The organism is Methanosarcina sp. UBA289, assembly GCA_002496565.1.
In the GTDB taxonomy this organism is placed as follows: Archaea; Halobacteriota; Methanosarcinia; order Methanosarcinales; family Methanosarcinaceae; genus Methanosarcina.
Genome location: DAKJ01000018.1, coordinates 857350 through 881401, shown reverse-complemented (window position 1 = coordinate 881401; position 24052 = coordinate 857350). Strand labels below are relative to the sequence as shown.

At 41.6% G+C, this 24052-nt stretch carries 18 protein-coding genes; 11 read left to right on the top strand and 7 right to left on the bottom strand.

The genetic code is table 11. The annotated features are described in order from the left end of the window. Positions 1-537: 537 nt before the first annotated feature. The 5 genes from BP549_RS11705 (at position 538) to BP549_RS11685 (ending at position 7033) form a co-directional block, all read left to right on the top strand. Positions 538-2046, top strand: coding sequence for a 2-isopropylmalate synthase (locus BP549_RS11705; RefSeq protein WP_292380765.1), 1509 nt, complete (start codon positions 538-540; stop codon positions 2044-2046). A gap of 176 nt (positions 2047-2222) precedes the next feature. Then, positions 2223-2981, top strand: a complete 759-nt coding sequence (locus tag BP549_RS11700) for a TatD family hydrolase (RefSeq protein ID WP_292380762.1) — start codon at positions 2223-2225, stop codon at positions 2979-2981. A 119-nt stretch (positions 2982-3100) separates the two neighbouring features. Further along, positions 3101-3742 carry an MBL fold metallo-hydrolase gene (locus BP549_RS11695; protein WP_292380759.1) on the top strand — a complete coding sequence of 214 codons (642 nt, stop codon included), beginning with the start codon at positions 3101-3103 and terminating at the stop codon, positions 3740-3742. Positions 3743-4020: 278 nt separating this feature from the next. Then, positions 4021-5898, top strand: coding sequence for a YgiQ family radical SAM protein (locus BP549_RS11690; RefSeq protein WP_292380835.1), 1878 nt, complete (start codon positions 4021-4023; stop codon positions 5896-5898). A 217-nt stretch (positions 5899-6115) separates the two neighbouring features. Next, complete coding sequence (locus tag BP549_RS11685; RefSeq protein WP_292380757.1) at positions 6116-7033, top strand: adenylate/guanylate cyclase domain-containing protein; 918 nt, start codon at positions 6116-6118, stop codon at positions 7031-7033. Between the two features lie 49 nt (positions 7034-7082). Here BP549_RS11685 and BP549_RS11680 read toward each other — a convergent pair whose 3' ends face one another. From BP549_RS11680 to BP549_RS11665, 4 genes are all read right to left on the bottom strand, one after another. Continuing rightward, the gene (locus BP549_RS11680; RefSeq protein ID WP_292380754.1) at positions 7083-7364 is read right to left on the bottom strand and encodes a hypothetical protein; all 282 of its coding nucleotides are present in this window, start codon (positions 7362-7364) and stop codon (positions 7083-7085) included. A gap of 6 nt (positions 7365-7370) precedes the next feature. Further along, a complete protein-coding gene (locus BP549_RS11675) occupies positions 7371-7643 on the bottom strand; it encodes a hypothetical protein (RefSeq protein ID WP_292380752.1) in 273 nt (90 codons plus the stop codon). Between the two features lie 253 nt (positions 7644-7896). Then, positions 7897-9078 (bottom strand): (Fe-S)-binding protein, encoded by a 1182-nt coding sequence (locus BP549_RS11670; RefSeq protein WP_292380750.1) that lies wholly within the window; start codon positions 9076-9078, stop codon positions 7897-7899. Positions 9079-9083: 5 nt separating this feature from the next. Beyond that, a complete protein-coding gene (locus tag BP549_RS11665; protein ID WP_292380747.1) occupies positions 9084-10454 on the bottom strand; it encodes an FAD-binding oxidoreductase in 1371 nt (456 codons plus the stop codon). Between the two features lie 292 nt (positions 10455-10746). On the opposite strand from BP549_RS11665, the gene arcS reads away from it, so the two are divergent. Both arcS and rimI read left to right on the top strand, forming a co-directional pair. Further along, a complete protein-coding gene (gene arcS / locus BP549_RS11660; RefSeq protein WP_292380744.1) occupies positions 10747-12627 on the top strand; it encodes an archaeosine synthase subunit alpha in 1881 nt (626 codons plus the stop codon). A gap of 154 nt (positions 12628-12781) precedes the next feature. Beyond that, positions 12782-13312: a ribosomal protein S18-alanine N-acetyltransferase gene (rimI, locus tag BP549_RS11655; RefSeq protein WP_292380742.1), complete on the top strand. Its 531-nt coding sequence runs from the start codon at positions 12782-12784 to the stop codon at positions 13310-13312. Here rimI and BP549_RS11650 read toward each other — a convergent pair. Together BP549_RS11650 and dnaG are read right to left on the bottom strand one after the other, a co-directional pair. Beyond that, entirely contained in the window at positions 13296-13574 is a 279-nt protein-coding gene (locus BP549_RS11650; protein WP_292374748.1) for a UPF0058 family protein, read from the bottom strand. The two genes, rimI and BP549_RS11650, sit on opposite strands and share 17 nt — an antisense overlap. Positions 13575-14028: 454 nt before the next feature. Continuing rightward, on the bottom strand, positions 14029-15585 hold the full coding sequence (gene dnaG, locus BP549_RS11645; RefSeq protein ID WP_292380739.1) for a DNA primase DnaG: 1557 nt from the start codon (positions 15583-15585) through the stop codon (positions 14029-14031). A gap of 1510 nt (positions 15586-17095) precedes the next feature. Between dnaG and BP549_RS11640 the strand changes: the two genes are divergently transcribed. Together BP549_RS11640 and rtcA are read left to right on the top strand one after the other, a co-directional pair. After that, positions 17096-18565, top strand: a complete 1470-nt coding sequence (locus BP549_RS11640; RefSeq protein WP_292374752.1) for an NAD(P)/FAD-dependent oxidoreductase — start codon at positions 17096-17098, stop codon at positions 18563-18565. A gap of 81 nt (positions 18566-18646) precedes the next feature. Beyond that, a complete protein-coding gene (gene rtcA / locus BP549_RS11635) occupies positions 18647-19645 on the top strand; it encodes an RNA 3'-terminal phosphate cyclase (protein ID WP_292380833.1) in 999 nt (332 codons plus the stop codon). A 92-nt stretch (positions 19646-19737) separates the two neighbouring features. On the opposite strand, the gene BP549_RS11630 is transcribed toward rtcA, so the two are convergent. Next, a complete protein-coding gene (locus BP549_RS11630) occupies positions 19738-20361 on the bottom strand; it encodes an RNA 2'-phosphotransferase (protein WP_292380737.1) in 624 nt (207 codons plus the stop codon). Positions 20362-21159: 798 nt separating this feature from the next. Here BP549_RS11630 and BP549_RS11625 point away from each other — a divergent pair. Both BP549_RS11625 and BP549_RS11620 read left to right on the top strand, forming a co-directional pair. Continuing rightward, on the top strand, positions 21160-22614 hold the full coding sequence (locus BP549_RS11625) for an OB-fold nucleic acid binding domain-containing protein (RefSeq protein ID WP_292380735.1): 1455 nt from the start codon (positions 21160-21162) through the stop codon (positions 22612-22614). A 711-nt stretch (positions 22615-23325) separates the two neighbouring features. Continuing rightward, on the top strand, positions 23326-23979 hold the full coding sequence (locus BP549_RS11620) for a CBS domain-containing protein (protein ID WP_292380732.1): 654 nt from the start codon (positions 23326-23328) through the stop codon (positions 23977-23979). Positions 23980-24052 lie beyond the last annotated feature (73 nt).

The following is a 24052-nucleotide window of genomic DNA, read 5'->3' as shown; positions in this document are numbered from 1 at the left end:
ACAGTTCTTGTATATAAAGCTTTGTATTGATTTCCTCAGAAAACTTATATGTATAAGGAAAACGTTTTTTCGTTATGTATAAGGAAAACGTTTTTTCGTTTTTCGTATATACAAATATTTCCCTTTCAGAGGAGAATAAACATTTGAAAGAGGGAAATGAGAATAGTTAAAAGGTTTCAAAAGAGTTATACTTTCGAATCCTTAACTTTATCCGTTTTTATGAGCCTTTGTTTAAAAAAACAAGGCCTACAGATGCCTTCTGTTTCCGTTTTTCGGATTTCGTTTTTCTGGCACCTTTAAGTTTCGTTTTTCAAGTCCCGTTTTTCATTCTCTTGGATGTCGTGTGACACCCTGAGAAGCAACCCTAGAATGGGTCATCTACTATAAATAGTTTTCCATTTGAAGGTTAAAAACAAAGCTTAAAATTTGAACTTCAAAAAACTTACGTGGTATTTATATACCAGAAATATACATTTAAGTAGATGATTACCATGAATGTAAGAACTGAAAGAAGGGATCGATTTTTACATCGAGCCCATGCAGAATAAAAAAGTAACTGTTTTTGACACAACACTGCGCGACGGAGAACAGACCCCTGGGGTATCTCTAACTTCTGCACAGAAGCTGGAAATTGCCTGTCAACTTGACAAACTCGGGGTAGACATTATAGAAGCTGGATTTCCTATCTCATCAGAAGGAGATAAAGAATCCGTAAAATCGATTTCTAATGCCGGCCTGGATCTTGAAGTCTGTGGACTTGCCAGAGTACTGAAAAAAGATATCGATGCCTGTTTTGACAGCGATGTAGGACTTGTGCACGCTTTCGTCCCTACCTCTGAAGTACAGCGGACATACACTATCAAAAAAAGCCAGGAAGAAGTAATTCAACTGGCTGTGGAGGCTGTCCAGTATATCAAAGATAACGGGAGAAGATGCATGTTTTCTGCAATGGACGCTACAAGGACCGAACCTGAATATCTTATAGAGATATTCAAAGCAGTGCAGGAAGCAGGATGCGATATCATCAATGTTCCAGATACGGTTGGCGTTATGGTTCCATCCGCAATGTACAGGCAGATAAAAGATATCGCGGCCGAAATAACGATTCCAATTGACGTGCATTGCCATAACGATTTCGGACTTGCTGTAGCAAATAGTCTTATGGCAGTCGAAGCAGGTGCGTCCCAGGTTCAGGTCACAGTAAACGGCATAGGAGAAAGAGCAGGAAATGCCGACCTTTCCCAAACAGTTATGAGCCTGACCTCAATCTACGGGGCAAAAACGAATATTCGAACCGAATACCTTGTTGAAACCTCGAAAATGGTTGAAAACTATACTGGAATCAGGCTTCCTCCAAATACACCTGTTGTGGGCCAGAATGCATTTTCTCATGAATCAGGGATCCACAGTCAAGGAGTGCTTGAAAAATCTGATACCTTCGAACCCGGAATAATGACACCGGAAATGGTAGGCCATAAACGGCGTATTGTACTTGGAAAACACACAGGCAAACATGCAGTCAAGCAGTCTCTCGAATCTGCAGGCATAATAAGCAATGATAAGCAGCTGGATGAAATCGTATCCAGAATTAAAGAAATTGCAAACAAGGGCAAACAGATTACGGATGCTGACCTCTATGCAGTTGCTTCTGCTGTGCTCGGGAAAGCAAGTTCGGAAGAGGAACTGATTAAACTCAAAGAAGTCTCTGTAATGACCGGAAATATTCTGACACCAACTGCAGTAGTCAAAGCAGACATTCAAGGTAAAGAGATTATTGCAGCAAGGACAGGAGTTGGCCCTGTGGATGCCGCTCTCAAAGCTGTAAGAGATATCCTGGGAGAAAGTAATCATTTCAAACTCCAGGAGTTCAGGATCGATGCAATTACAGGCGGAGCAGATGCCCTTGCAGACGTATACATAGGTCTCGAAAATGAAAAAGGCAGAATTGTAACTGCAAGATCTGCAAACCCGGACATAGTCATGGCCTCTGTAGAAGCTCTTGTAAATGCTATGAACCTGCTGTATAAAAGAGAAGAAAAAAGTTGAAACTGACCAGGGCCGATTCTTCCTGCTTTCTAAGCCTGACTGAAAGGCCAGCACGCTATAATTAAAAGTGATTAAAAGACAAAAAATCGGATAAGGTCTTGTGCCTGTTCGTTTTTAGGTCTGTGTTCCATAAACACGTATAAAAAGTAAAATAAAATGAGATGGAATACAGACCCATGCCTTATCCAATTATTGATTCTCACTGTCACCTTGATTTTCCTAAATTCAACCGCGATAGGGAAGAGACTATTCTCCGAGCCAGAGAGGCAGGAGTTGTCGGAATGGTCAACTCCGGGATTTCGCTGAAAGGCAACCGAATAAGCCTTGAACTTGCAGAAAAAAATAAAGATATTCATGCCACGCTTGGCCTGAGTCCTGACATTGGCAGGGAAGGTACGGATGAAGAAATAAATGAAATTCTTGCCCAGATTGAAGCCAATGCCGAAAAAGCAGTGGGAATAGGAGAAGCAGGCTTGGACTTTCAAGACTGCAAAACAGATGAAGAACGTAAGAGACAGACTGCTGCGTTCGAAAAAGTTATTGAGCTTGCAAAAGACCTTGACAAACCCCTTATTGTGCATGCTCGGATGGCTGAAGCAGAAGTACTAAAGTTTGTCAGAGGCATAGATACGGTTATCTATCATTGCTATAGCGGCCCTGTTGAGACCATGCGGGAAATTGTAGATAGGGGATATTATATTTCCCTTGCAACTCTTGTCTGCTTTTCTGAACATCACCAAACTCTTGCAGAAGCCGTGCCCCTAGAAAACCTGCTTTTGGAAACCGACAGTCCTTTCCTTTCTCCCCGCAAAGGCAGAAACGAGCCTGCCTTTATAGTAGATTCAGTCCCTGTAGTCGCACAACTTAAGAATATGGAAACGGCAGAGATTGCAAAATTGACTACCGAAAATGCGCGCAGGGCTTTTAATATCTAAATTCTCAAAGATATATAAGAAGCAAAGAGTGAGCTGGGAAACAATACGAAAATTCAAGAAGTAGAAGTGAGGAAAAAGGGAGTGGAAGATGAGTAAAAAGGAGTAAAAGAGGAAGAACCATGGAAGTCCGGTACATTTGCCCTACAGCTTACGATTCAAGTGTCTATCTGGTAAATGGAAAAGTCCTGATCGACGCGGGAATGAACAGCGACCTGGTTATCAAGCAACTAGAGAAATATATAAAACTAACCGACCTGGAACTAATAGTCCTTACACATTGCCATTATGATCATACCGCAGCAGCTGCAGCTATTTCAGAAAAAAGCGGTGCAAAAGTCGGAATACATAAAGCTGACCTGGAGGGCATAAACGACGAATACTTCAGCGTGTCCATGCTTTTCGGAGAACAGGCCCCTGAAGTAAGGCCCACAATTACATATGAAGAAGGAGATAAAATTGATATAGGGAATGGGGAATACCTGGAAGTTATCCACACCCCAGGTCACTCAAAAGGAAGTATCTGCCTCTACGAGCCGGCCTCAAAAAGTCTCTTTTCCGGGGACACTGTATTTCCAGGAGGGGGCTTCGGAAGAATGGACTTTGAGGGTTCAGAACCTGAAAAAATGGCTGGCTCAATAGAAAAGCTCACAAAAATTGATGTAAAAGCCCTGTATTCTGGACATGGAGCCCCGGCGGACAGGGATGGGAATAATCAGATAATGGCTTCATACCGAATGTTAAAAATGATGATGGGCGAATAAAAACACGAGAAAGAGGAGCTTTAAAACAGACTATGGCCAAAGATACAGCAGCTTCAAAGAATAATAAGAATTTGAACTCGGAAAAGCCGAATAAAGAAAGACTAGGCAGAAAAAAAGGTTTTTTTGTTCCAAAAAAAGCTGAACTGAGACAAAAAACGACAGAATCTACGACAGAATCTGGAAGAAAATCAGGGAAAAAATCCGGAACCAAACACGGAAAGAGAGAAAGGAAAGAAAAATCAGTTTCTTCCCGCATACCGACGTCGAAATTCCTTCCAATGAGCCCTGAGGAAGTGAAAGCTCGCGGCTGGAAAGAGCTTGACATTATTCTGATTTCCGGAGATGCCTATGTAGATCACTCAAGTTTCGGCACGGCAATAATAGGAAGAGTTCTTGAAGATGCTGGTTTCAGGGTAGGAGTAATTGCTCAACCGCGCTGGGATAGCCCTGAAGACTTCAAAAAACTTGGGAAGCCCAGGCTCTTTTTTTCCGTAAGTGCAGGAAATACTGACTCTATGGTCAGCAATTTGACCCCAGGTCTGAAGCCGCGGGAAAAGGATGTTTATTCTCCTGGAGGCAAAGCAGGGCTTCGTCCGAATCGCGCCGTTATAATTTACTCGAACAGGATAAAAGAAGCCTTTCCTGATGTGCCTATAGTGCTGGGAGGCATTGAAGCTTCTTTACGTCGCTTTGCGCATTATGATTATCTTTCAGATAAGGTCAGGCAGTCCATTCTGGCTGATGCGCCTGCTGATCTCATAGTCTACGGTATGGGAGAACTTCAGATCGTGGAAATTGCAAAAAGACTGCAAGCCGGGGAAGATATCAGAAATATTAGAGACATTCCAGGTACAGTTTGGAAAATGGAAGTTAAAGCCTGGAAAGAGCTTAAAGAAAGAGCTGAAAAGCCAGATAACAGGCCGGAGAAACAGGAACGGGACAAACCTGAACAAAGAGAAGGGAAAATAGCTGAAGATGCAGCAGAATTTTTAAAGGAAAATATCGAAATCCCTTCCTTTTCAGAAGTTTCTCAGGATAAAACGGCCTTTGCAAAGGCTTTTCGAATATATTTTGCAGAGCAGAACCCTATTACTGGAAAAGGGGTTATCCAGCCTCACCCGAAAACCGTAATTGTGCAGAACAGGCCAATGCGCCTCCTGACCGAGGCTGAGCTGGATCATGTGTATGAACTGCCATTTACTGGAGAAAGACATCCTTCCTATACTGAACCCGTTCCTGCCCTGGAAATGGTAAAATTTTCTCTGACAACGCACAGAGGCTGTTTCGGAGGCTGTGCTTTCTGTGCAATTACAGAGCATCAGGGACGCATGATTGCAAGCCGCAGTATCGAATCTGTTCTGCGTGAAGCAAAAAAACTTACAGAAAAACCTGATTTCAAAGGTATTATAAACGGAGTTGGCGGCCCAAGCGCAAATATGTACGGTATGGAGTGTAAAACCTGGGAGAAAAAAGGAGCCTGCTTGGACAAATCCTGCCTTTATCCTCGCACTTGCCCTGCTCTGGATACCAGCCACAAAAAGCTGCTCGAACTCTTACGCCGCCTGCGTGACCTTCCAGGAGTCAAGAAAGTCTTTACAGGTTATGGGGTACGCTATGACCTGGCTCTTAAGGATGAAGAGTACCTCGAAGAACTTTGTGCTTATCATATTAGCGGACAATTGCGGATCGCACCTGAACACTTTTCGAGACAGGTCACGAATGCAATGTGCAAGCCCGGCAGGGAAGTTTACGAAAAATTTGCCCAAAAATTTACATCTCTCAACCGGAAGTGCGGCAAAGAACAGTACATTGTAAACTACCTGATGTCAGGACACCCAGGATGTACCCTTGAAGATATGATAGAAATGGGAGAGTATGTACGGGACCATGGAGGCTACACCGAACAGGTACAGGACTTCACCCCAACACCTATGACCGTCTCGACATGCATGTATTATACAGGACTGGACCCGTTCACAGGCAAAAAAATATATGTTGCAAAAGGTAAGAAAGAAAAAGCCATGCAAAGAGCCCTTATGCACTACAGGAACCCTGCAAATTACGAGCTTGTATACGAAGCTCTAGAGAAGGCAGGAAGACTTGATCTTGTAGGAAATGCTCATAAGTGTTTGATAAGGAGAAAAGGTAAGTGGTAAAGGTAAAGTTGTTCTTATAGAAATTAGAGTAATCGTAGTATACTGAAAGTTCTGTAAATTCGAATTTGCGATACATAGGCTTTGTTGTAAAATCTATGCCTCAGAAGAGGACAGAGTAATTGAGAATTCACAGAACTTTTGGTACACTGCCGATACAGTAAAACACAAAAACTTTAATGACTTTTTTACTTATATAACATATATGATAGATGGGAGAATGGATTTTGAGATTAAATTTATCGAGAAAACCGCTGATGGACGTTTAGTAATTGAGTTCGTACCAATACCAGAAAGGTATTCAATAAAAGAAGTAAATGGTGTAGAAGGATATTGGGACAAATTCGATGAAAAATTTATTTCTTTTGATGTATTTGCTGAAGCAGTTCAAAATATGGACAATCTTCCTGTGTTTTATAGAAAGAATCCAATTAAGAATGTAAAAAGATATACACAAGAAAGAGTTGAATACCTAAAATTAAACTGGGGAAATAATTTAGAGGGATATCAGTATTATGATGAGTCTGAGGAGTTTTTAGATTCCTTAAAGGAAGTCACATTACGCTTTGTGATTCTCTCTATTGATATAGTAGGCTCTACAAAAATGAGTCAAAAGTTAAGTTTAGAAGATAATGCAAAAGTTATACAATTATATTCAAGTGAAGTCAGTCAGTTGATTAAGTGTTTTGGAGGTTATGTATTAAAATTCCAAGGAGATGGGATTTTAGCTTATTTTCCTGAACCTAATTACATTGGAATGAATGACAGTGCAATCGAATGCGCACATGCGATTAAATATTTCATTGTCAACGGTTTGAATACTATTCTTAATTTTAAAGGCTTGCCTTCTATTGGCGTTAGGATTGGCTTAGATTCTGGCGAAGCCATGATTATGATTATCGGTTCCAAAGCAACGAAAATTCAGAAAGATTTAATTGGGAAAACAATAAATTTGGCTTCAAAGATTCAGAGTTTAGCAGATCCAAATCAAATTTTAGCTGGCGAAGCTACTATTAGGAATGCTTATTTTCGATATAGAGAAATGTTTGACAAGAAAGAACTTCCAGATACTTGGAATTATTATAAAAGTGCTGAAGAAGGTAAAGAAAAGTATTCTGTTTTTGCTTATAAATATTGATTTGAAAATCAAGAGTAATCCTGATGTAAGCATAAGCTTGGGTTCACCTTCATAAACCCTGACACTCACGCCAGAAAGCCCTGAATTTTCCACTTATCTGCCCGCAGTAAGTGTCTAGAGGCCTTTCTTTAATCTCAATTGACAGGTTTGCCTCACCATCCCAGATAAAATGGGCAACTATTCCGTTTCCTTCAAAAACACCGGAATTTCCGGATGAAACTTCGATTCCGTAGTTCTGAAGTTTTTTCTTCATGCAGGAAAATACGTCAGGAGTTACATTTCTGAATTTAATCCCCTGACAGCCCTCAGTATCCAGTTTCCTTTCGCTCATACTTCATCACAGAATTTTCTCTATTGAGCCTTGGCACTCTTTAACAAATTCGCTCATTTTCCAGGTTACAGTCTCATAACTAATAATAAAGGGTTTTTTCTTGATTGTGATGATAAGTTTTGACTCTCCATCCCATTCGAAGTCTGCCGCAACTCCCTGACCTGAAAGCTTCCCTTTATTGCCCGGCGGGACAAAAATACCCATTGTCTGAAGCTTTTTCTTCATACATTTGAAGCTGGCAGGTGAAACGTTACGGAAAGTTATTGTATTATCACTCACGGTCTGTCCTCCTGACCTACTTGTAAAGCTGACATCCGATTATAATATTCAATAAAAAGAATCGCTTAGGAGATAAAGACATATTACTCAAAAAAATAGAAAGTTTACCACTAAACAGGTAAAGTTGAGAGTCGTTTTTCAAAGATTAAACTCTCAGGGATTAAAAGATAATACTTGAGCCAAAAGTCGGCTCTGAATAAAAACCAGTAAGACAAATAACTGGAGTACAAGACAGCAAGACAAGGAGATAGAGTTACTCTATCGCCATTGCTACGAGTTCTACAATATCAATAACCTCGATATTTCCGCCTGCGTCTCTGAGGTTTCTCACACAGAGGGGACAGGAAGTAACGATATAATCCACGCCTTCTGGAACGTCTTTAAGCCTGTTTCTTGCAAGCTCAAGGGAAATGTCAGGATAACCTGTCCTTACCCCACCTCCGCCGCCGCAGCAGCGTGCGTTCTCTTTAATGTTTTTCATTTCCTTGAGAGTGCAAATTGCTTGGATAACCGTTCTTGGAGCGTCATAAACCTGATTATGCCTTCCAAGGTGGCAGGGATCATGGTAGGTAACTGTAAGGTCAAGTTTCTTCAAATTGAGCTCTTCCAGGTGTTCGGCAAGGAATTCAGGAAGGCTAATAACCCTGAGTTCTTCGGGGTAGTTGTTCTTAAGAGTTGTATAACAGCCTGCACAGCTTGTGATAATTGTATGCGCACCCACTTTCCGGATCTGATCAAGGTTGTGTTTCATGACTTTTTCTGCGTCCTCTTTAAATCCGGTACGCAGGAGGGGAGAGGCGCAGCACTGTTCATCAGGCAGGAGAGTTACTCCAAAACGCTGCAGAATTCCAAACGTTTTTTTAGCAAACTCCGGGTAGCGATAGGAATCGAAACAGCCCACGAAATAAACAGAATCGGACTTTTCAGGGAGTTTTAAACGTTCTACTTCAGAGAGCCAGTGTTTACGAGATTTCGTTTCCCCGAAAGAGTTCCCGTATGTCATGATCGCCGACTTCAAGTTTTCCTGGGCGTCAGTCGTAATACCACATTTCACAAGCTGAGCTCTGGCAGCTTCCACAACTTCTGGTGGGTTTGCTCCGGCAGGGCATTTAGCAGCACAGATCCCGCAGGTTGTGCACGAGGCCAAGCTTGGAAGGACATCTTCGGAAGGATGTCTGCCCTCGAGCAGGCTTTTAATGATGAGCATTCTGCCGCGTGTATTGGCAGATTCCCAGCCTACCACATCAAATACAGGGCAAACCGACCGGCAGGTTCCACACTGAACACATCTATAAACCGACCTGCGGTCAACCTCAAATGGATGTTGTTCGCTATCGCTCTCGTTTATCTCGTTAGGGGTCATCTCGTTATTAATTATTTTGATTTTTTCCGGCTCTTTTGCCTGCTCAGTTTCCTTTTTTCCTTCGTTTTTCATGGTTTTCACAACCCCAGTTTGCCCGGATTCAGTATGCCTTTCGGGTCAAGGACATTTTTGATCGCACGCATTACCTCAAGGGCAGGGCCCCACTGAGCTTTCATGTATTCGGCCCTTGCCGCGCCTACCCCATGCTCGGAACTGACTGTGCCTCCAAGCTCAATTGCTGTTCTATGGACCAGATCTGCAGCTTTATTCAGGCGGTCCCATTCATCTTTGTTCAAAACATCAATGAAGAAGGCAAGATGGAGGTTTCCGTCTCCTATATGTCCATATTTCATAGCAGGCAGGTTGAATTGCTCAGCGATTTCCTGTGCTCGTTTTAACAGTTCCGGGATCTGCTTTATGGGAACTCCCACATCTTCTCCGACATAGATGCGGCTCTTTGTTGGGTCTAGGCGGGAAACTGCAGCTCCTACAAGTTTTCTGGCTGCCCAGATATCTGCCATTTCCTTTTCACTTTCCGCAAGCTTTATGGAAATAGCCAGGGGCTCACAGACTTTCATTATTTGCTCTGCAGCTTCACGCGCCGAACTTTCAGTACCATCAACCTCAAAAAGAATAACATCGCCTTCTGAAGGAAGCACAAGGTTTGGATCGTAGCGTTTGAGAACCTGGAGGGAAACTCTGTCCAGAATCTCACAGGCTGAGGGAATGACCCCATTTGAAAAGGTTTTTACAACCGCCTGCCCTGCAATTTCCGCGTTTTCAAAGGAGGTTATTACTAGTTTTCGGATTTTTGGGAGAGGGACAATCTTCAGGCTGGCTTTCGTGACAATGCCTAGTGTGCCTTCCGAACCTACAATAAGCTGGGTCAAATCATACCCTGCAGCAGATTTTAGCATCTTTGAACCGGTATGGATAACTGTCCCATCCGCAAGCACCACTTCCAGGTCACGAACATAGTTTCTGGTAGTACCATACTTAACACAGCGCATTCCGCTTGCATTGTAACCTATCATACCCCCTATAGTGCACATGGCTGAACTGCCAGGATTGGGAGGAAAGAAAAAACCGTATGGCTTTAGCGCTTCGTTTAAAGTGTCCTGAATAATCCCAGGCTCTACCATGACCTGAATATTATCAATATCAATTTCAAGAATCCGATTCATGCCCGACATATCAAGCACAATACCCCCTTTAACAGGGACTGCCCCACCTGCAAGTCCGGTGCCTGATCCTCTTACAGTTACAGGTATATCGTTTTCATAAGCAAGCCTGACAATCTGGCCTACTTCGTCTGTGCTTTTCGGGCGTACCACGTAATCAGGTATTCCCTTGACCTGGGATGCATCAGAAGAATAGCAATAAAGTTCCGAAGGCGAGACTGATAGTCGCCCGCCAACAATATTTTGAAGTTCTGTAGTTATATTCATTCTAGACCTCAAATTAGAATTCAAATGTGAAAAATAGAATTTCTGTCACGGCTGGAGCAGACAATAACAGACAAATGAAGTATGAGTTACAGCAGATAATCAAGATTAATAATATATAAGAATATACCATCCTCTTCCTTTCTTAAGAATAAAATCTTCCTTCTAAGAGTTAACACGAAATAAATCGTAAAGCTGAGCACTCTTCAGATTCAGAAAAACGAGGAGTAATAGAAGCTTTCAGGGAAAAGTGCAGGACAAACCTTTACATCCTGATAGACATAAGAGGACAAACATGACACAGTACTTTGAGATAGAACACAGAGACGGAGCAGCAAGGATAGGAAAACTTCTGCTGTCTCCCGAGATTCATACGCCCTGCATTTTGAGTACAGCAGAACTCGGAAAGCTTGAAACCCCTGGCCCTATTGTTGATGCAGGGAGTTTCTGGGGTGTAAGATCTGATTCAGAGCTTGAGACACGCATAAAGCAAATTTGGGAAAAAACAGGAAAAGGAACTCTCATAATCCTGCCGCATCAAGCTTATCCGCCTTTCGTTCCAGCCGAATCCCTCGGGAAAGTCGAAAAAATTACAGTCCTTAGTGGTGAAAATGCCGAAAATATAGGCCCAACAGGTTCTCTCCTGAGAGTAGGAGGAAAGCCTGAGAAAACTGACCTTTATATTATAGAAGGAGCAGGCACCCTGGAAAACAATGCTCGCAGATTTCTCGAGACCATAACAAAACTTAGAAACCAGATTTCCCCTGATACAGCTCTTTATGCTCCAAATCTGGCGCTTCCTGAGAATATAGCTATGCTAGTCTACCTTGGAATTGATGTTCTGGACGATACCAGAACAGAAATTGCGGCCTATTCCGATATTTACCTGACAGCTGCAGGTAGTTTTTATCTCGACTCCCTGACAGAATTTCCCTGCAGATGCGGTGCATGCGCTGCAAGTACGCCTGCAGAACTCAGGAAGCTCCCGAAAATTGAGAGAGCAAAGTTCCTTTCAGCTCACAATAGGAATGCCCTCGAAGCTGAACTTTCCCTTGTGCGGGAAAGGATCAGGGCCGGAACATTGAGAGAATATGTTGAAGGCCAGTGCAGGGTCAGGCCCTGGCTCACAGCCCTGTTAAGACTTGGAGATTTCGAATATTCTTACCTTGAAGAAAGAGTTCCTGCTTTTCGGCAAAACCAGCTCCTTGCAGATACCTCGGAGGCCTTATCTCGAATTGAGGTAGTAAGATTTGCACGGCGCATACAGGAAAGGTATACACCTCCGGATCTTGAGATTTTAGTACTTTTCCCTTGTGCGGCCAGGAAACCTTATTCAACTTCCCAATCCCATCAGAAATTTATTCTGGCACTTGGGAAATATCGGAAGTTTGTCCACGAAGTGATTTTAACCTCGCCTCTTGGAATAGTGCCAAGAGAGCTGGAATTAACATATCCTGCAGCCCATTACGATACTGCGGTTACGGGGCATTGGGACGAAGAAGAAAAAGCCTGGGTTTCAGGCTGCCTTGAGGCTTATCTCTCAAAATACAGGTACAAGACCGTGGTTGCCCATGTAGAAGGGGCATACAGGGAAATCTGTGAACGAGCGGCAAGCAAGCTCGGGATTGAAATAATCTACACTGCTACAGGAAGTCTTGTGTCTATGGAGGCGCTTTCAAACCTCAAGAAGACCGTTGAGTCTATCTGCACATCCGAAAGCTTCAGCAGGAAAAGTCTGAACGCGGAAGAGGACAAAAAGAATTTCTTAAGAGCTATTGCAGAATATCAGTTCGGAGAAGATGCTGCACTTCTTTTCTCTGAGAAAGCCGGAAAGCTTGCAGTTAAAGGCCGGTTCCCCAAGTATCAGCTTTTTTTCGGGAAAAAACAACTAGCAACCCTGGTTCCGCAATATGGAATGCTTGCTCTGTCCCTCGAAGGGGCTGAACTAATGCTAAAAAGTGAGAAATACTTGGTAAAAATTGATGATTTTCTCCCACGCGGTTCCATCCTTGCCCCAGGAGTTACTCAGGCAGACCTGGGAATAAGGCCTAATGATGAGGTAATTGTGCTCGGGAGAAAAGCGCTCTGTGTAGGGCGAGCTGTGATGAGCGGAGAGGAAATGGTGAGATCCAGTAGAGGAGTTGCAGTGGATGTTAGGCATGTCAAGAAACTCTGAGCCTGTGCACGGATCCCTAAATAAGATTTATAAGACAAGTTTATAAAGTATGAACTGCAGGACTTTAGAGCAGCTTCAGAAGAACTGCAAACAGACTTTAGGAATAATTTTCCTTTCGAAGAAATAATAAAATGGCAGGAATATATTAGATATTATGATAAGGCATTTTGCACCTGAGGACTTCCAGGAAGTAGTTGAAATTGAAAGTGAGGTCTTTTCGGAGCACAACTCCATCTTGTACATGAGTTTTTATGAAACCGTAGGGGATGGTTTCCTTGTCGCAGAGCAGGATGGAAGAATCGTGGGGTATGTGGTAGGTTACCGTTCCGCAGGAAATGAAGGGCACATTTTTTCTGTCGGTGTCAAAGAAGAATATCGGGGAAGAGGAATAGGTACAGGACTAATTCATGCTATTTGTGACATTTTTGTTGCTAACGGGCTTCGATACGCAAGGCTCGAAGTAAGAAATAGTAATAAAGGAGCACAAAAATTATATAGGTCCTTAGGATTTGTACCCTGCTGGACCGAGAAAAAATATTACTCAGATGGAGAAGACGGGATGGTGATGAAGATGCACCTCCACCCTTACCGTCTCCTGATCTCAAAACAAAAATATCTGGAATCTGTATTTTCAGATAACGAATTCTTCATCACTTTCAAGGGCCCTATCAGTTATTACCCATGAGCTTGATGACGGAATTCAGCGATTCCCTCATATGGGCTGGTGTTTCCTCAAAGATAGGGTCGTCCCGGGACATAAGAGTCGCAAGCTCGCCTCCTAAAATAAAAATTGCGCGCTTGTGATCTGCCTTGCTCCGGTGAATGTGTACAGGGCTTATAGATAAAGCCTTGTAATCATCGAATTCGTGCGTTACCCCGTGCCTTTCAAAATACCTCTTCATTTGGGCCATATATGTGTGTAGTTGTATGAGCTCTTCCTTGTGCATAGCGAACAGACCTACAATTTTACAAGATCAATTTAATATTATCTTGAATCGGATAAAAGAATTATCCGAGGAAATGTACTTCCTAGTTTTGTATGATAAGGTTTTCCATATAATGTATATGATAAATAATGAAGGATTATGGAAGAAAGTGTGAAGTTTAACATTATAGTGTGAAAATAATACCAAATCGTGGTGATCTAACAAGTCTTCTATGCAAATATTACATATACAAATATTACACATACAAATATTACACATACAAATATTACACATACAAATATTACACATAAAATGATAACCAGAGTGAAATTGACTTTAGAAGATGAGAATATAGGAACAAAGAAAGAAATTCAGCATTCGGGAGAAGAAATAGGAAATTAAGGGGAAGTAGAAAGGAATAATATTAGAGAAGGGAAATAAAAAAGAATGAGGATTGAGAGAAATTAAGGTTCTCTCAAAGCATGCTTGCGGTCAAAACTTCCATGTCAGCAGGAACCTTGGCTACGTTCCCTATCTTTACACCTATTATGTTCTTAATTGCGTTACTTGAGGCAATATCAACGAGCCTCTGAGTAATCACACCATCGAAGACTACGCTCTGGATGTTTTCTTTATAGGTTTTAAGCCTGCTCGCAAGATCACGGACTGCAATCTCCTCTATTACCTTATCCTGTGAGTCAAGAATTCTAGCCGTTAAGGTTCCTTTCAGAGCTTCGACATGAGACCTGAATCTGGCGGCTTCAGGAGAGATAGAAACTGTCTTTATCGGGGCAGGAGAGACCCTGACAGCCTCACCTCCTGGAACTTTAACGGCCGCTGAAACCTTTTCGGCAGGCTTTTCTCTGGGAACTCTGACGGCAGCAGGAACTGCCCTTGCTGAAATCTGAGGTTTTGCAACGATAGGTCTCGTTTTGACCTTTTCTGCACTCACAGGAGTTGTTTCCGAAATTTTTTCAGCCAGTTTTTCTGGAGCCCTTTCAAAAATTCTTGTAGGTTCTACTCTTTTCGTTTCTTCTTCCGCAATTTCCTCTCCATAAAGATCTGGCTTTGGAGAGACTCTGTGTACCTTAATACGCTTGTGTAGTTTCTTCTCAGCAATCCTGGGCACAATTTCAGGTGCCCTTATCTTTCTTTTGGCGCCTCTCTCCACTCTGCAGGCACTTTCTTCGCCTTCCTTTTCCTGGATTCCATATTTCTCAATGATCTGCTCTACAGGAACTTTCCGGCGTAGAGCTCTTATAACTTCTTTCTGGACAAGATCCTCTACACATTTTCCATCGGGGGCACGGGCAACATAGTCGATGTCTGCCACCTGCAGGAGCTCACGTATTATGAGTTCTCCTCCACGATCCCCATCCGTAAAAGCTGTTACTGTTTTCTTTTTAGTAAGTTCTGCAACTTCAGGGGGAATGTTCGTTCCACCTACGCAGATAGTATTCTTTATGCCATAGCGGAGCAGATTCAGAATGTCGGCTCTCCCCTCGAGAATAATGATGGCGTCTGAGTTAAGAACATTCGGCCCACAGGGAATTCTGGACTTTCCATAGTAAGTTAGTTCATCGATTCTTACAGACTGCCTAACTTCGTCGGCTAGCTCCTGAGACTCGGGAACGGTCTCATCAAACATTTTAGTAAAAATGAGTTTTGCCCTTTCAATAATCTTCTTTCGCTTTACAGCTCTTACATCTTCTACCTGGAAAACCTCAATTTTAGCGCTGCAGGGTCCCACTCTGTCAATAGTCTCAAGAGACGCAGCAAGAATCGAAGTTTCGACCTTATCAAGGCTTGAGGGAACAAAGATATTTCCTTTGGTCTTTCCTCCTTTAGCCGTAACCATTACCTCGATTCTACCGATCCTGCCAGTTTTTTGCAAGTCACGAAGATCAAGATCAGCCCCGAGTAATCCCTCAGTTTGTCCGAAGATCGCACCTACAATATCAGGACGTTCAATTACCCCATCAGCGTTAATTTTGGAATGAATGATGTATTTTGTAGTATCTGTATTTTGCATATGAATTCTCCGTATGTATTGTCAATGATTTATCATGATAATTATTTTAAACTAAATTCCATCTGAGTTTTTCCAACAATTGTGATTGATTGCCCTTCTGGATTACAATTCATTAGTTTTCTGACAGTATAAATTATTTTATAGACTTCGAAAACTCGTAAAGCTCTGGACAATGCAAAAATAGTAAAAAATCAGAGTTCATATCGGCTCAGGGACAACACCCTTGAATAGGCAGATTCAAGAATCAATGACAAATGTAACCGAAAGAGAGTTCTAGACCTGCCTGGAGTTTCTATTCAGTTATACTTATGCCAGGAGAACCTAATCTGACATTCTGCCAGAAATTAAGCGGTTTGGCGAAAGCTCTTACCTTATGAAAACCTATTAAAGTTCCAAGCCTATCTCAGCCTAGATAAGGTTCTTTTAGATAGAGAATCTCCTGACTTTTGACTGGGCAGACACAATAATACCTGCGTTGTTCCTGAGGCTTTCCATATCTGCCCGAAAGCCCTTGCCCCAACATAAGTTTTTACTATGGCCCTGAGATAGACTTCAGAGCCGGAAGTCAAAATATGTGTTCACTTTTCAATGAGCCTGATAACTCAAGTTTTCAAGAAATGCCCCTTAAAAGCGGGCAATCCGGACATGAACAGCCAATATGTGCCAGACGCCCTATCCCGTACTATAGAGGCTTCATACTGATAATTTGGTAAGTGGTAAGTTGAATACGTACCAGGTTTATTGAGAGCACTTTTTGACTTTCTCTTCATGGGTGAGTGATGTATGAATTCTAGTTTAAATTGGACGATTATTTTAGCCCTGAGTGATAATGCAGTAAATCTGAAGTTTTTATTATATTTGCATGTGAATTAATTACATTGGATTATCTTTACGAGTTCAGCGATGATGAATAGGCGAAGTTGTTAATCAATGATATGACCTGCAGAACAGCTCCTGCCCACCTTTAAAGGAATCTCGGCAAATGAGGAACTCTGTGCGCCACATATTTTAAATTCATGTATTTAATGCCGGCAGGATTTAAGAACTTTGTGGTTATTTAAAGAATTTTATCAAATTAAAGTCATATTTTCATGCTTGATATTTTGAAAATTAGTATATTTTTAGAACAATTTCAGGAGGAGTCTTTCAGAATAGCTTAGAAGAGCTTAAAAAGTGTAAAAAATAATAAAGTGGAAAATTTAGAAAAGTATATATAAAAAAAAGGACTTGTAAAAAATTGAACGGGCGAGGCATAGAAACTTTTTTATGTACTAACCCCCCACTCCCAAACTCGCTCGTTCAGCTCCCCTGAGGTATAGAGAGTACCTTTCGTCTTTTGTCCAAACAATATCAGAAGCCTATTTTCATCTGTGATGGGTAGATTTTCAAGTAACTTATCCTATAAAAAGAACCTGATTAAATCATTTTTATAAGTCCACCACTCATTAGCTTGAAAGCTTTTCGGCAATTTAAAAACTTATAATAGGCGTGAGATACAACTATTAAGATTATGGGAAGAGATTTTGGTAAACAAAGCGCTGTAGATGAGAATGAGATCCAAAAAGCAGCCGGGGCTAAGGGAGAATTTCAGGAAGCCATATCCGCATACAGCCCTGAAAAAAAGGGTCCTGTAAAAGTGGTTATTATAGGAGGGGGAGCCTGTGGCATGGCGGTTGCTACTAAAATACGAAGACAGAGCGATTTTGAGATTACCGTAATCTCAAGAGATTCCCATACTGCTTACAGCCACTGTGGAATTCCTTTTGTTTTGGGTCGGGAAATTGAGAGTTTTGAAAAATTAATAGTGAAGCCCCAGGAATTTTTCAAAAAAAATAGGATAGATGTCAGGCTGAACGAGTGTGCCAGATCAATAGATTTGGATTTAAAAATTGTTCGGACAGGCGAAGGAATTTATCCTTTTGACAAGCTCGTAATTGCTACAGGCAGCCTACCTTTTATACCTCTAACAGGTGGCACAAACATTCTTCCTTATGGCGTTTTTACTCTGAGGAGTCTTGCTGATGGAGTGCTCTTTGAAAAAGCTCTGGAAACTGTTGAGAATGTCTGCATAATAGGTGCAGGAACAATAGGAATAGAGTGTGCAGCAGCCTTTTCGAGAAGGGGAATTGAGACCTTCCTCATAAGCAGAAGCAAAAACCTGCTTTCCAAACAACTGGATCCTGATATTTCAGACATCATAAAGGAACATCTGGAAAATATCGGGGTTGAGGTCATCTTCGGGGAACTTGCAACTTTTCCTGCAGGTTTATGGAAAGAAAAAACACTGTACGTTGGGAATAGGCAGCTTCCCGCAGATCTTGTGCTTTTTGCAAGCGGGATTAGACCCGAGATTTCCCTTGCCTTTGAAGCCGGGATTGAAATCGGAAAAGCCGGAGGAATAATTGTAAATGATATGCTCCAGGTTAAGGCAGGAGAAGAATTTCTTCCCTACGTGTATGCAGGCGGAGAATGTGTGGAAGTAACAGACTTTATAACAGGGGAAACAAGATTAAGTCAGCTGGGCACAACAGCCCGGCATATGGCTGACATAATAGGCAACAATATCACAGGAAAATGTACTACTCTCGGGCCGCTTGCCAACCCCTGGGTAGCTGTGGCAGGAGATTTACAATTTGGTGGAGTTGGTATTACCTCAAGAGAGGCTGAAAGCCATGGAATAGAGGTAATTACAGGATTTTCCCGAGGACGTACGAGAGCTTCCTATTATCCGGGTCGGAAAGACTTGTACATTAAACTCCTGTTCAAAGACGATGTTCTGGTGGGTGCGCAACTTGCAGGAGGAGAAGGAATAAAAGAAAGGATCGATACTCTTTCCCTTGCAATCCGAAAAAAGACTACTATCAGCGACCTTCTTGACCTAGAAACCTGTTATGCACCACCGGTTTCTATGCTTGTGGATCCTCTCCGACCGGCTGTAAAAGCTGCAATTCGAAATAAAAAGGAGAAGGAAAGAAAGTAAAAGAAAGGAGAGTACACGGAAGAAAAGTAAAAGAAAGGCAGAAGGATAAAAAGATAAATTCAGTAAAGTATGGGGAAGCAAATGTTAGAGATCGACGGCTCTTACGGTGAAGGAGGAGGGCAATTGGTTAGAACGGCTGTTGCTCTTTCTGCAGTTACCGGGAAAGAGATAAGGGTTACGAATATCAGGAAAAACAGGCCAAATCCAGGCCTAAAGCAACAACATTTAAAGGCTCTGGAAGCTGCAGCCAGGATATTTAAGGCTCAGATCTCGGGACTTTTTCCAGGCTCTACTGAGCTTTCTTTTGCTCCAGTGGAAATAGAGGGGGGAAAGTATGATATTGATATTGGGACAGCAGGAAGCATAACTCTGCTCCTCCAGTGCATTATGCCCGCCCTGCCATTTGCAAAAGAAGAGGTAGAACTTACGGTAAAAGGAGGAACCGACGTGGCCTGGTCTCCGACAATAGACTACCTGCAGCATGTAACCCTCAGGGCTCTTGAGAGGCTTGGTTATTCAGCCAGCGTAACACTGAAGGAACATGGCTACTACCCTAAAGGAGGAGGAAAAGTTTCAGCTTATTTTAAACCGTGCAGGTTACAGGGCTTTCATTTTTTAAAAGAAGAAGAAGAAAAAATCAAGGGAATTTCTCATGCTTCGAATCTTCCGACCCATGTACCTTTACGCCAGGCCGAAGCTGCGAGTATAAGACTAATGGAAGCTGGCTATCAGTCTCAGATAGAAACTCAATCTTTTGAAGCTTTTTCCACTGGAAGCGGGATAACCCTCTGGACAGGCTATATAGGCGGGAGTGCACTTGGGAAAAGAGGGCTTCCCGCAGAAAGAGTAGGCAAAAGTGCTGCAGACGAAATTATTCCTGAACTTAGAGCAGGAGCTTCTGTAGATACACATCTGGCAGACCAGCTGATACCGTATATGGCCCTTGCAGGAGACAGTTCTTACACTGTTAGAGAACTTTCTCTTCATACTGCGACAAATATCTGGATTACTGAACAGTTTCTTGATGTCAAATTCAAAATAGAGGAAAAGGAAGGCCTTTTCGAAATATCCGTGAGTTAAAAGAGTGAAGGAAAAAAGAAAGGAAAAGTACCAAGAAAGATTTGAGAAAACCTTAAAGTCAACCCTTTAAAGTCCTTTAAGGTCCTTTAAAGTCAATCTTCAACGACAAAAAGGTATTCAGGAGGTATCTTTTCCGTAAGTACGATGTCATCGGTTGCAAGTTTGAGGGAGATCCCATCTTCCTGAGCTTTAAAGGCATCAATTTGAATGATAATAGGATTTTCAGTATGAATGAGGGATACTTCCACTGCCTTTTCATATGAAGTGCTGAGATGAACATATCTCTGTTTTATCGGAAAAATTCCGTTTTCCAGAAGAACATCGACTTCTTCAGGGCTTGCTCCATAATACAGGTATGGAGAGTCACTTTCCCTATAATCTAGATCAATATTGACAGAGTGCCCGTAACGTGCCCTGATTCTGGAGTCGCGGATTTCATATCTTCCTTTTTCATCGGATTCTACAAGGGCGTAAAGGTATTCCTTTCTCATCCAGATGTACCGCTTTCTCATGACGTCACAGAAATCGTTAATGTTAACCCAGCCGAATCTGTCCATTTCAACGCCTGCCGATTCTGGGAAATGCCTGAGAGTTCCAGAAACAAACCTGCCAAGCTTTTCCTCCTTGCTGTCGTCAAGCAGGTATCTTCCAGGGCGTTTACACTGCAGACAGCTGCCTCCTCTAAAATAGCCGTGCTCAGTGCATTTTCGAATCATGGTATCACGTACATAATGAAACTTTACTATAAATAAGGTTTTGTTTTAAGTTTTTGTTTTGACAAAGCTGCAAAGTTAAAAATTTTGATATCTCAGTTATTCTCTGCCCCAAAATAATTTCCTAGAATTTTACAGAACAAGAAGCCTCTAGTTCTCCAGCAGAGTATCCAAAGAAAAATAGAGATATCAATCCTATGGTTTTAGGAATACCTTTTAGCTTGAAAAACTGCAGGCGGCAGAATAGATAATCACGAGCATACTTTATTAATATTAATCCGCTTTGTTAAGAAATACTTTCATAGGACATACGGTAATCTTTAGTAGGACGGCTTGCATACCGTGGCACGATATCTAAAGTATATTTATTTACGGCCGCCGTATTAAAGAGTCTTATCAGGCCTTCCTGAAATGCCGATTCAAGCCTTTGACTTCCAGTTGAAGTTAAGTTAAAAATAGTCTCTTCAGACAGATTTGGGGACTTAATTTCAAACTAACTGTCAGGTCGCAATATAGTTCATTCATTAAAAAGTGTAAATTTGAAATGGACTTGTCTGAAATTTCACCTGAAATTTAACTAGAGCGTGTGAACTTTTATAATGTATCCAGATTTGTAGATTTGTAATTTGCTAATCTGCAATCTACTAGTCTCTTAGAACAGTTTTTGAATTTTACTTCAAGGTACAGCGACTGAATTCAGAGCAACAATTATCACCAACAGGTATTGCCATATGAATAAGGCAAATAATAAACAAGGCAAATAATAAACACTGAAGATAAATCATACATTAAGGAGATAATATGACAGATATTGAATCGATATATAAAAAGCTCAGCCATGTTATCAGTAAAGAGGACTTCATGCAGCGTGTCCAAGAAAAGGTTGAAAGCATGGGAGGGCTTTGCGATGAACCTATGGCTGCCATGCTGGTTGCCAACGAACTTGGATTTTCAGATGTAGGTCGGGACAGTGTGAAAGTTGAAAACATTACAGCCGAGAGTGGACAAATTAATCTTGTTGCAAAGGTTGTGTCGGTTTTCGATACTAAAGAATTTACCCGAAATGACGGAACAATAGGTAGAGTCGGAAATATAATTGTTGGAGATGAGACCGGAAAAGTTAAGGTAACACTCTGGGACAATATGGCAGATCTTATAAAGGATGGAAAAATCAGAATAGGACAAACTCTCCAGATTAGCGGTTATGCGAAACAGGGATATTCGGGAGTGGAAATCAATGTAGGAAACAATGGAGTCCTGGCCGAAAGCGAAGAAGAAATCGAAGTCGCTGCCAGCACCCAGAAAATAAAAGACATAAAGGATGGCATGGGAGATCTGAATTTGACAGGAAAAATTCTGGAAATTTCAGAAATAAGGACCTTCCAACGAAAAGATGGCAACTGTGGAAAGGTAGGAAACTTGCTTCTTGGAGATGATACTGGTACAGTCAGGGTGACTCTATGGGATGACAAGACTGAGTTCCTGAACGATGTAGAATATGGAGATACTGTGGAGCTGGTCAATGCCTATGCTCGAGAAAACGCCTTTACTCAGAAAATTGAGTTGCAGGTGGGAAACCGAAGTATAATCAAGAAAAGTGAGACAAAAGTCGAGTATGAAGAAGAATTTACCCCAGTCGAGGATATTGGGGCTGATATGAACAATATTAACGTTTCCGGAAGAATACTCGATATAGGGGAAATCCGAACCTTTGAGAAAAAAGACGGATCTACCGGAAGAGTGGGAAATATTCTTCTTGGCGATTCCACAGGAAAAATCAGACTTACCCTCTGGGATGAAAAAACTAGTTTTCTGGATGAAATCGATTTTGACGAGACTATAGAAGTACTCCATGCTTACTCTCGGGAAAATGCCTTCACCCAGCAGGTAGAACTAAATCTGGGAGGCAGAGGGATAATCCAGAAGAGTGAAAAGGAGATTGAGTACAGAGAAAAGTTTACGGATATCGCTGATATTGTCCCTGGGGAAAGCTATTCAGTCCAGGGGAAGGTTTCCGAAATAGGGGAACTTCGAGAGTTTGAAAGAGAAGACGGAACCGAGAACGTGGTTTCAAACCTCCAACTTAAAGACGAAACAGGTAGTATTCGGCTGACTCTCTGGGGAGAACAGGCTTATGTGATCGAGGATCTTGATATTGACTCAGAAATCCAGATCATTAACGCGTATGCAAAGTATGGTCTGAACGAAGAAATCGAGCTGAGTATCGGGAACCGAAGCAGAGTAATTATTCTTTAATCATTCTCCTTTTTCGGCTTCTCTTTCTGGTTTACTTCTAAAACCTTACCTTTCAAGGTAAAAGTTTATGAAGTGAATTCCAGTGGAAATAAAGGGGTCAGAAAAATTTCCTGTGAGAAAAATAGAAAGCATTACAAATATAATTTGAGTTTTTTTAAACTGTATAAGTCTGCTTTCTAAAATATACTTCTCTTCTGCACTTCTTCCTAATACTTCTTTCAGACGATTAAATATTTTTCATTCTCAGCAAAAATCTCCAGTGGAAACGGAGGGGTTCTGAAAAAAATTCCTTCGAGACTTCCGTAAGCTATTTTCCATGAACAAAAGAAAGGGATCTTAGAAAGAATAGCCTTCTGACTTCATGCAAACTTCTTCTGTTATATAGAGAAAAAGAAATGCCGTTATCGTTATGTACCATTGATTCGTATATATAAGTGGTATAAAAACGTCCGAAAAAATGGGGAAAACATCTTAGAGGGAACGGACAAAAAATAAATCCTGAGACTATTGGCCTCGCCGGAATATCATCTTCAAAAAGTTAATGATTGCAGGGCCTGAACTTAGATGGATGAATAAATCGATCTGGAAAGTTTTTCTACAGGAAACTGGAACTTGAAAAGCTTTTGCCGAAATATTGTATTGTGAGTCCTATATTGTGAGTCTTATAGTGCGAATTGCCGAAGTATGGAACGAAAGGGGGAACGGCAGTAAATGGCAGATGGACCTGGAAGGGATACCGATGCTGAGAGAGAGATAGGTGTTGGTATTCACAACAGAGAGATTGAAAGAGAGGTCTCGGTTTCTGAAGTTATGAATAAAGCAGTCATAGTAATGGATATCAACTCAGATATTCCTGCTGTTGCAAGGGAAATGATCAGTCGTGATGCAGGTAGCGTCATTATCACTGAGAATGGCAAAGCTATGGGAATAATAACTGAAAGAGATCTTGTGAAGGGTATCGTTACAGAGAATAAAAAACCAGATGAGGTAAGGGCAAGTGAAATACTCTCAACCCCCTTGATAACCGTAGAGCCTGAAACAAGTATTGTAGAAGCTTCTGAGATCATGCTAAAGGCGAATATTAAAAGACTGCCAGTCCTAGAAAATGGTAGAATAATAGGAATGATTTCGAACACTGACATCCTGATAGTAACGCCTGGACTTAATACTATTCTCAAAGAACTTATTGATATGAACAGGGAGGCTCTCTTTTCCACCCCCTCGATCGAAGAAATTTCAGAAGCAGAAGATTTTCAAACGGGAATATGTGAGTCTTGTAATGTCTTTTCATATGACCTTAGATTTGTGGACGGAAGATACCTATGTGGAAACTGTCGGCAAGAAGAAGGCGAGGATTACGAATGATCTGTAGATTTTACACATAAATTTCGACTTTGCAAATTGCAGATATTCTTTTTTAAATAGAGTATAGGAAGGT

Excerpts from the sequence above, each read along its gene's own strand:
- BP549_RS11665 (WP_292380747.1), bottom strand. The coding sequence starts at position 10,454 with ATGAATATAACTACAGAACTTCAAAATATTGTTGGCGGGCGACTATCA.
- BP549_RS11685 (WP_292380757.1), top strand. The coding sequence starts at position 6,116 with ATGGATTTTGAGATTAAATTTATCGAGAAAACCGCTGATGGACGTTTA.
- BP549_RS11625 (WP_292380735.1), top strand. The coding sequence starts at position 21,160 with ATGACAGATATTGAATCGATATATAAAAAGCTCAGCCATGTTATCAGT.
- BP549_RS11670 (WP_292380750.1), bottom strand. The coding sequence starts at position 9,078 with ATGAAAAACGAAGGAAAAAAGGAAACTGAGCAGGCAAAAGAGCCGGAA.
- BP549_RS11640 (WP_292374752.1), top strand. The coding sequence starts at position 17,096 with ATGGGAAGAGATTTTGGTAAACAAAGCGCTGTAGATGAGAATGAGATC.
- BP549_RS11680 (WP_292380754.1), bottom strand. The coding sequence starts at position 7,364 with ATGAGCGAAAGGAAACTGGATACTGAGGGCTGTCAGGGGATTAAATTC.
- BP549_RS11630 (WP_292380737.1), bottom strand. The coding sequence starts at position 20,361 with ATGATTCGAAAATGCACTGAGCACGGCTATTTTAGAGGAGGCAGCTGT.
- BP549_RS11620 (WP_292380732.1), top strand. The coding sequence starts at position 23,326 with ATGGCAGATGGACCTGGAAGGGATACCGATGCTGAGAGAGAGATAGGT.
- arcS (WP_292380744.1), top strand. The coding sequence starts at position 10,747 with ATGACACAGTACTTTGAGATAGAACACAGAGACGGAGCAGCAAGGATA.
- rtcA (WP_292380833.1), top strand. The coding sequence starts at position 18,647 with ATGTTAGAGATCGACGGCTCTTACGGTGAAGGAGGAGGGCAATTGGTT.
- BP549_RS11690 (WP_292380835.1), top strand. The coding sequence starts at position 4,021 with ATGAGCCCTGAGGAAGTGAAAGCTCGCGGCTGGAAAGAGCTTGACATT.
- BP549_RS11650 (WP_292374748.1), bottom strand. The coding sequence starts at position 13,574 with ATGCACAAGGAAGAGCTCATACAACTACACACATATATGGCCCAAATG.
- rimI (WP_292380742.1), top strand. The coding sequence starts at position 12,782 with ATGATAAGGCATTTTGCACCTGAGGACTTCCAGGAAGTAGTTGAAATT.
- dnaG (WP_292380739.1), bottom strand. The coding sequence starts at position 15,585 with ATGCAAAATACAGATACTACAAAATACATCATTCATTCCAAAATTAAC.
- BP549_RS11705 (WP_292380765.1), top strand. The coding sequence starts at position 538 with ATGCAGAATAAAAAAGTAACTGTTTTTGACACAACACTGCGCGACGGA.
- BP549_RS11695 (WP_292380759.1), top strand. The coding sequence starts at position 3,101 with ATGGAAGTCCGGTACATTTGCCCTACAGCTTACGATTCAAGTGTCTAT.
- BP549_RS11700 (WP_292380762.1), top strand. The coding sequence starts at position 2,223 with ATGCCTTATCCAATTATTGATTCTCACTGTCACCTTGATTTTCCTAAA.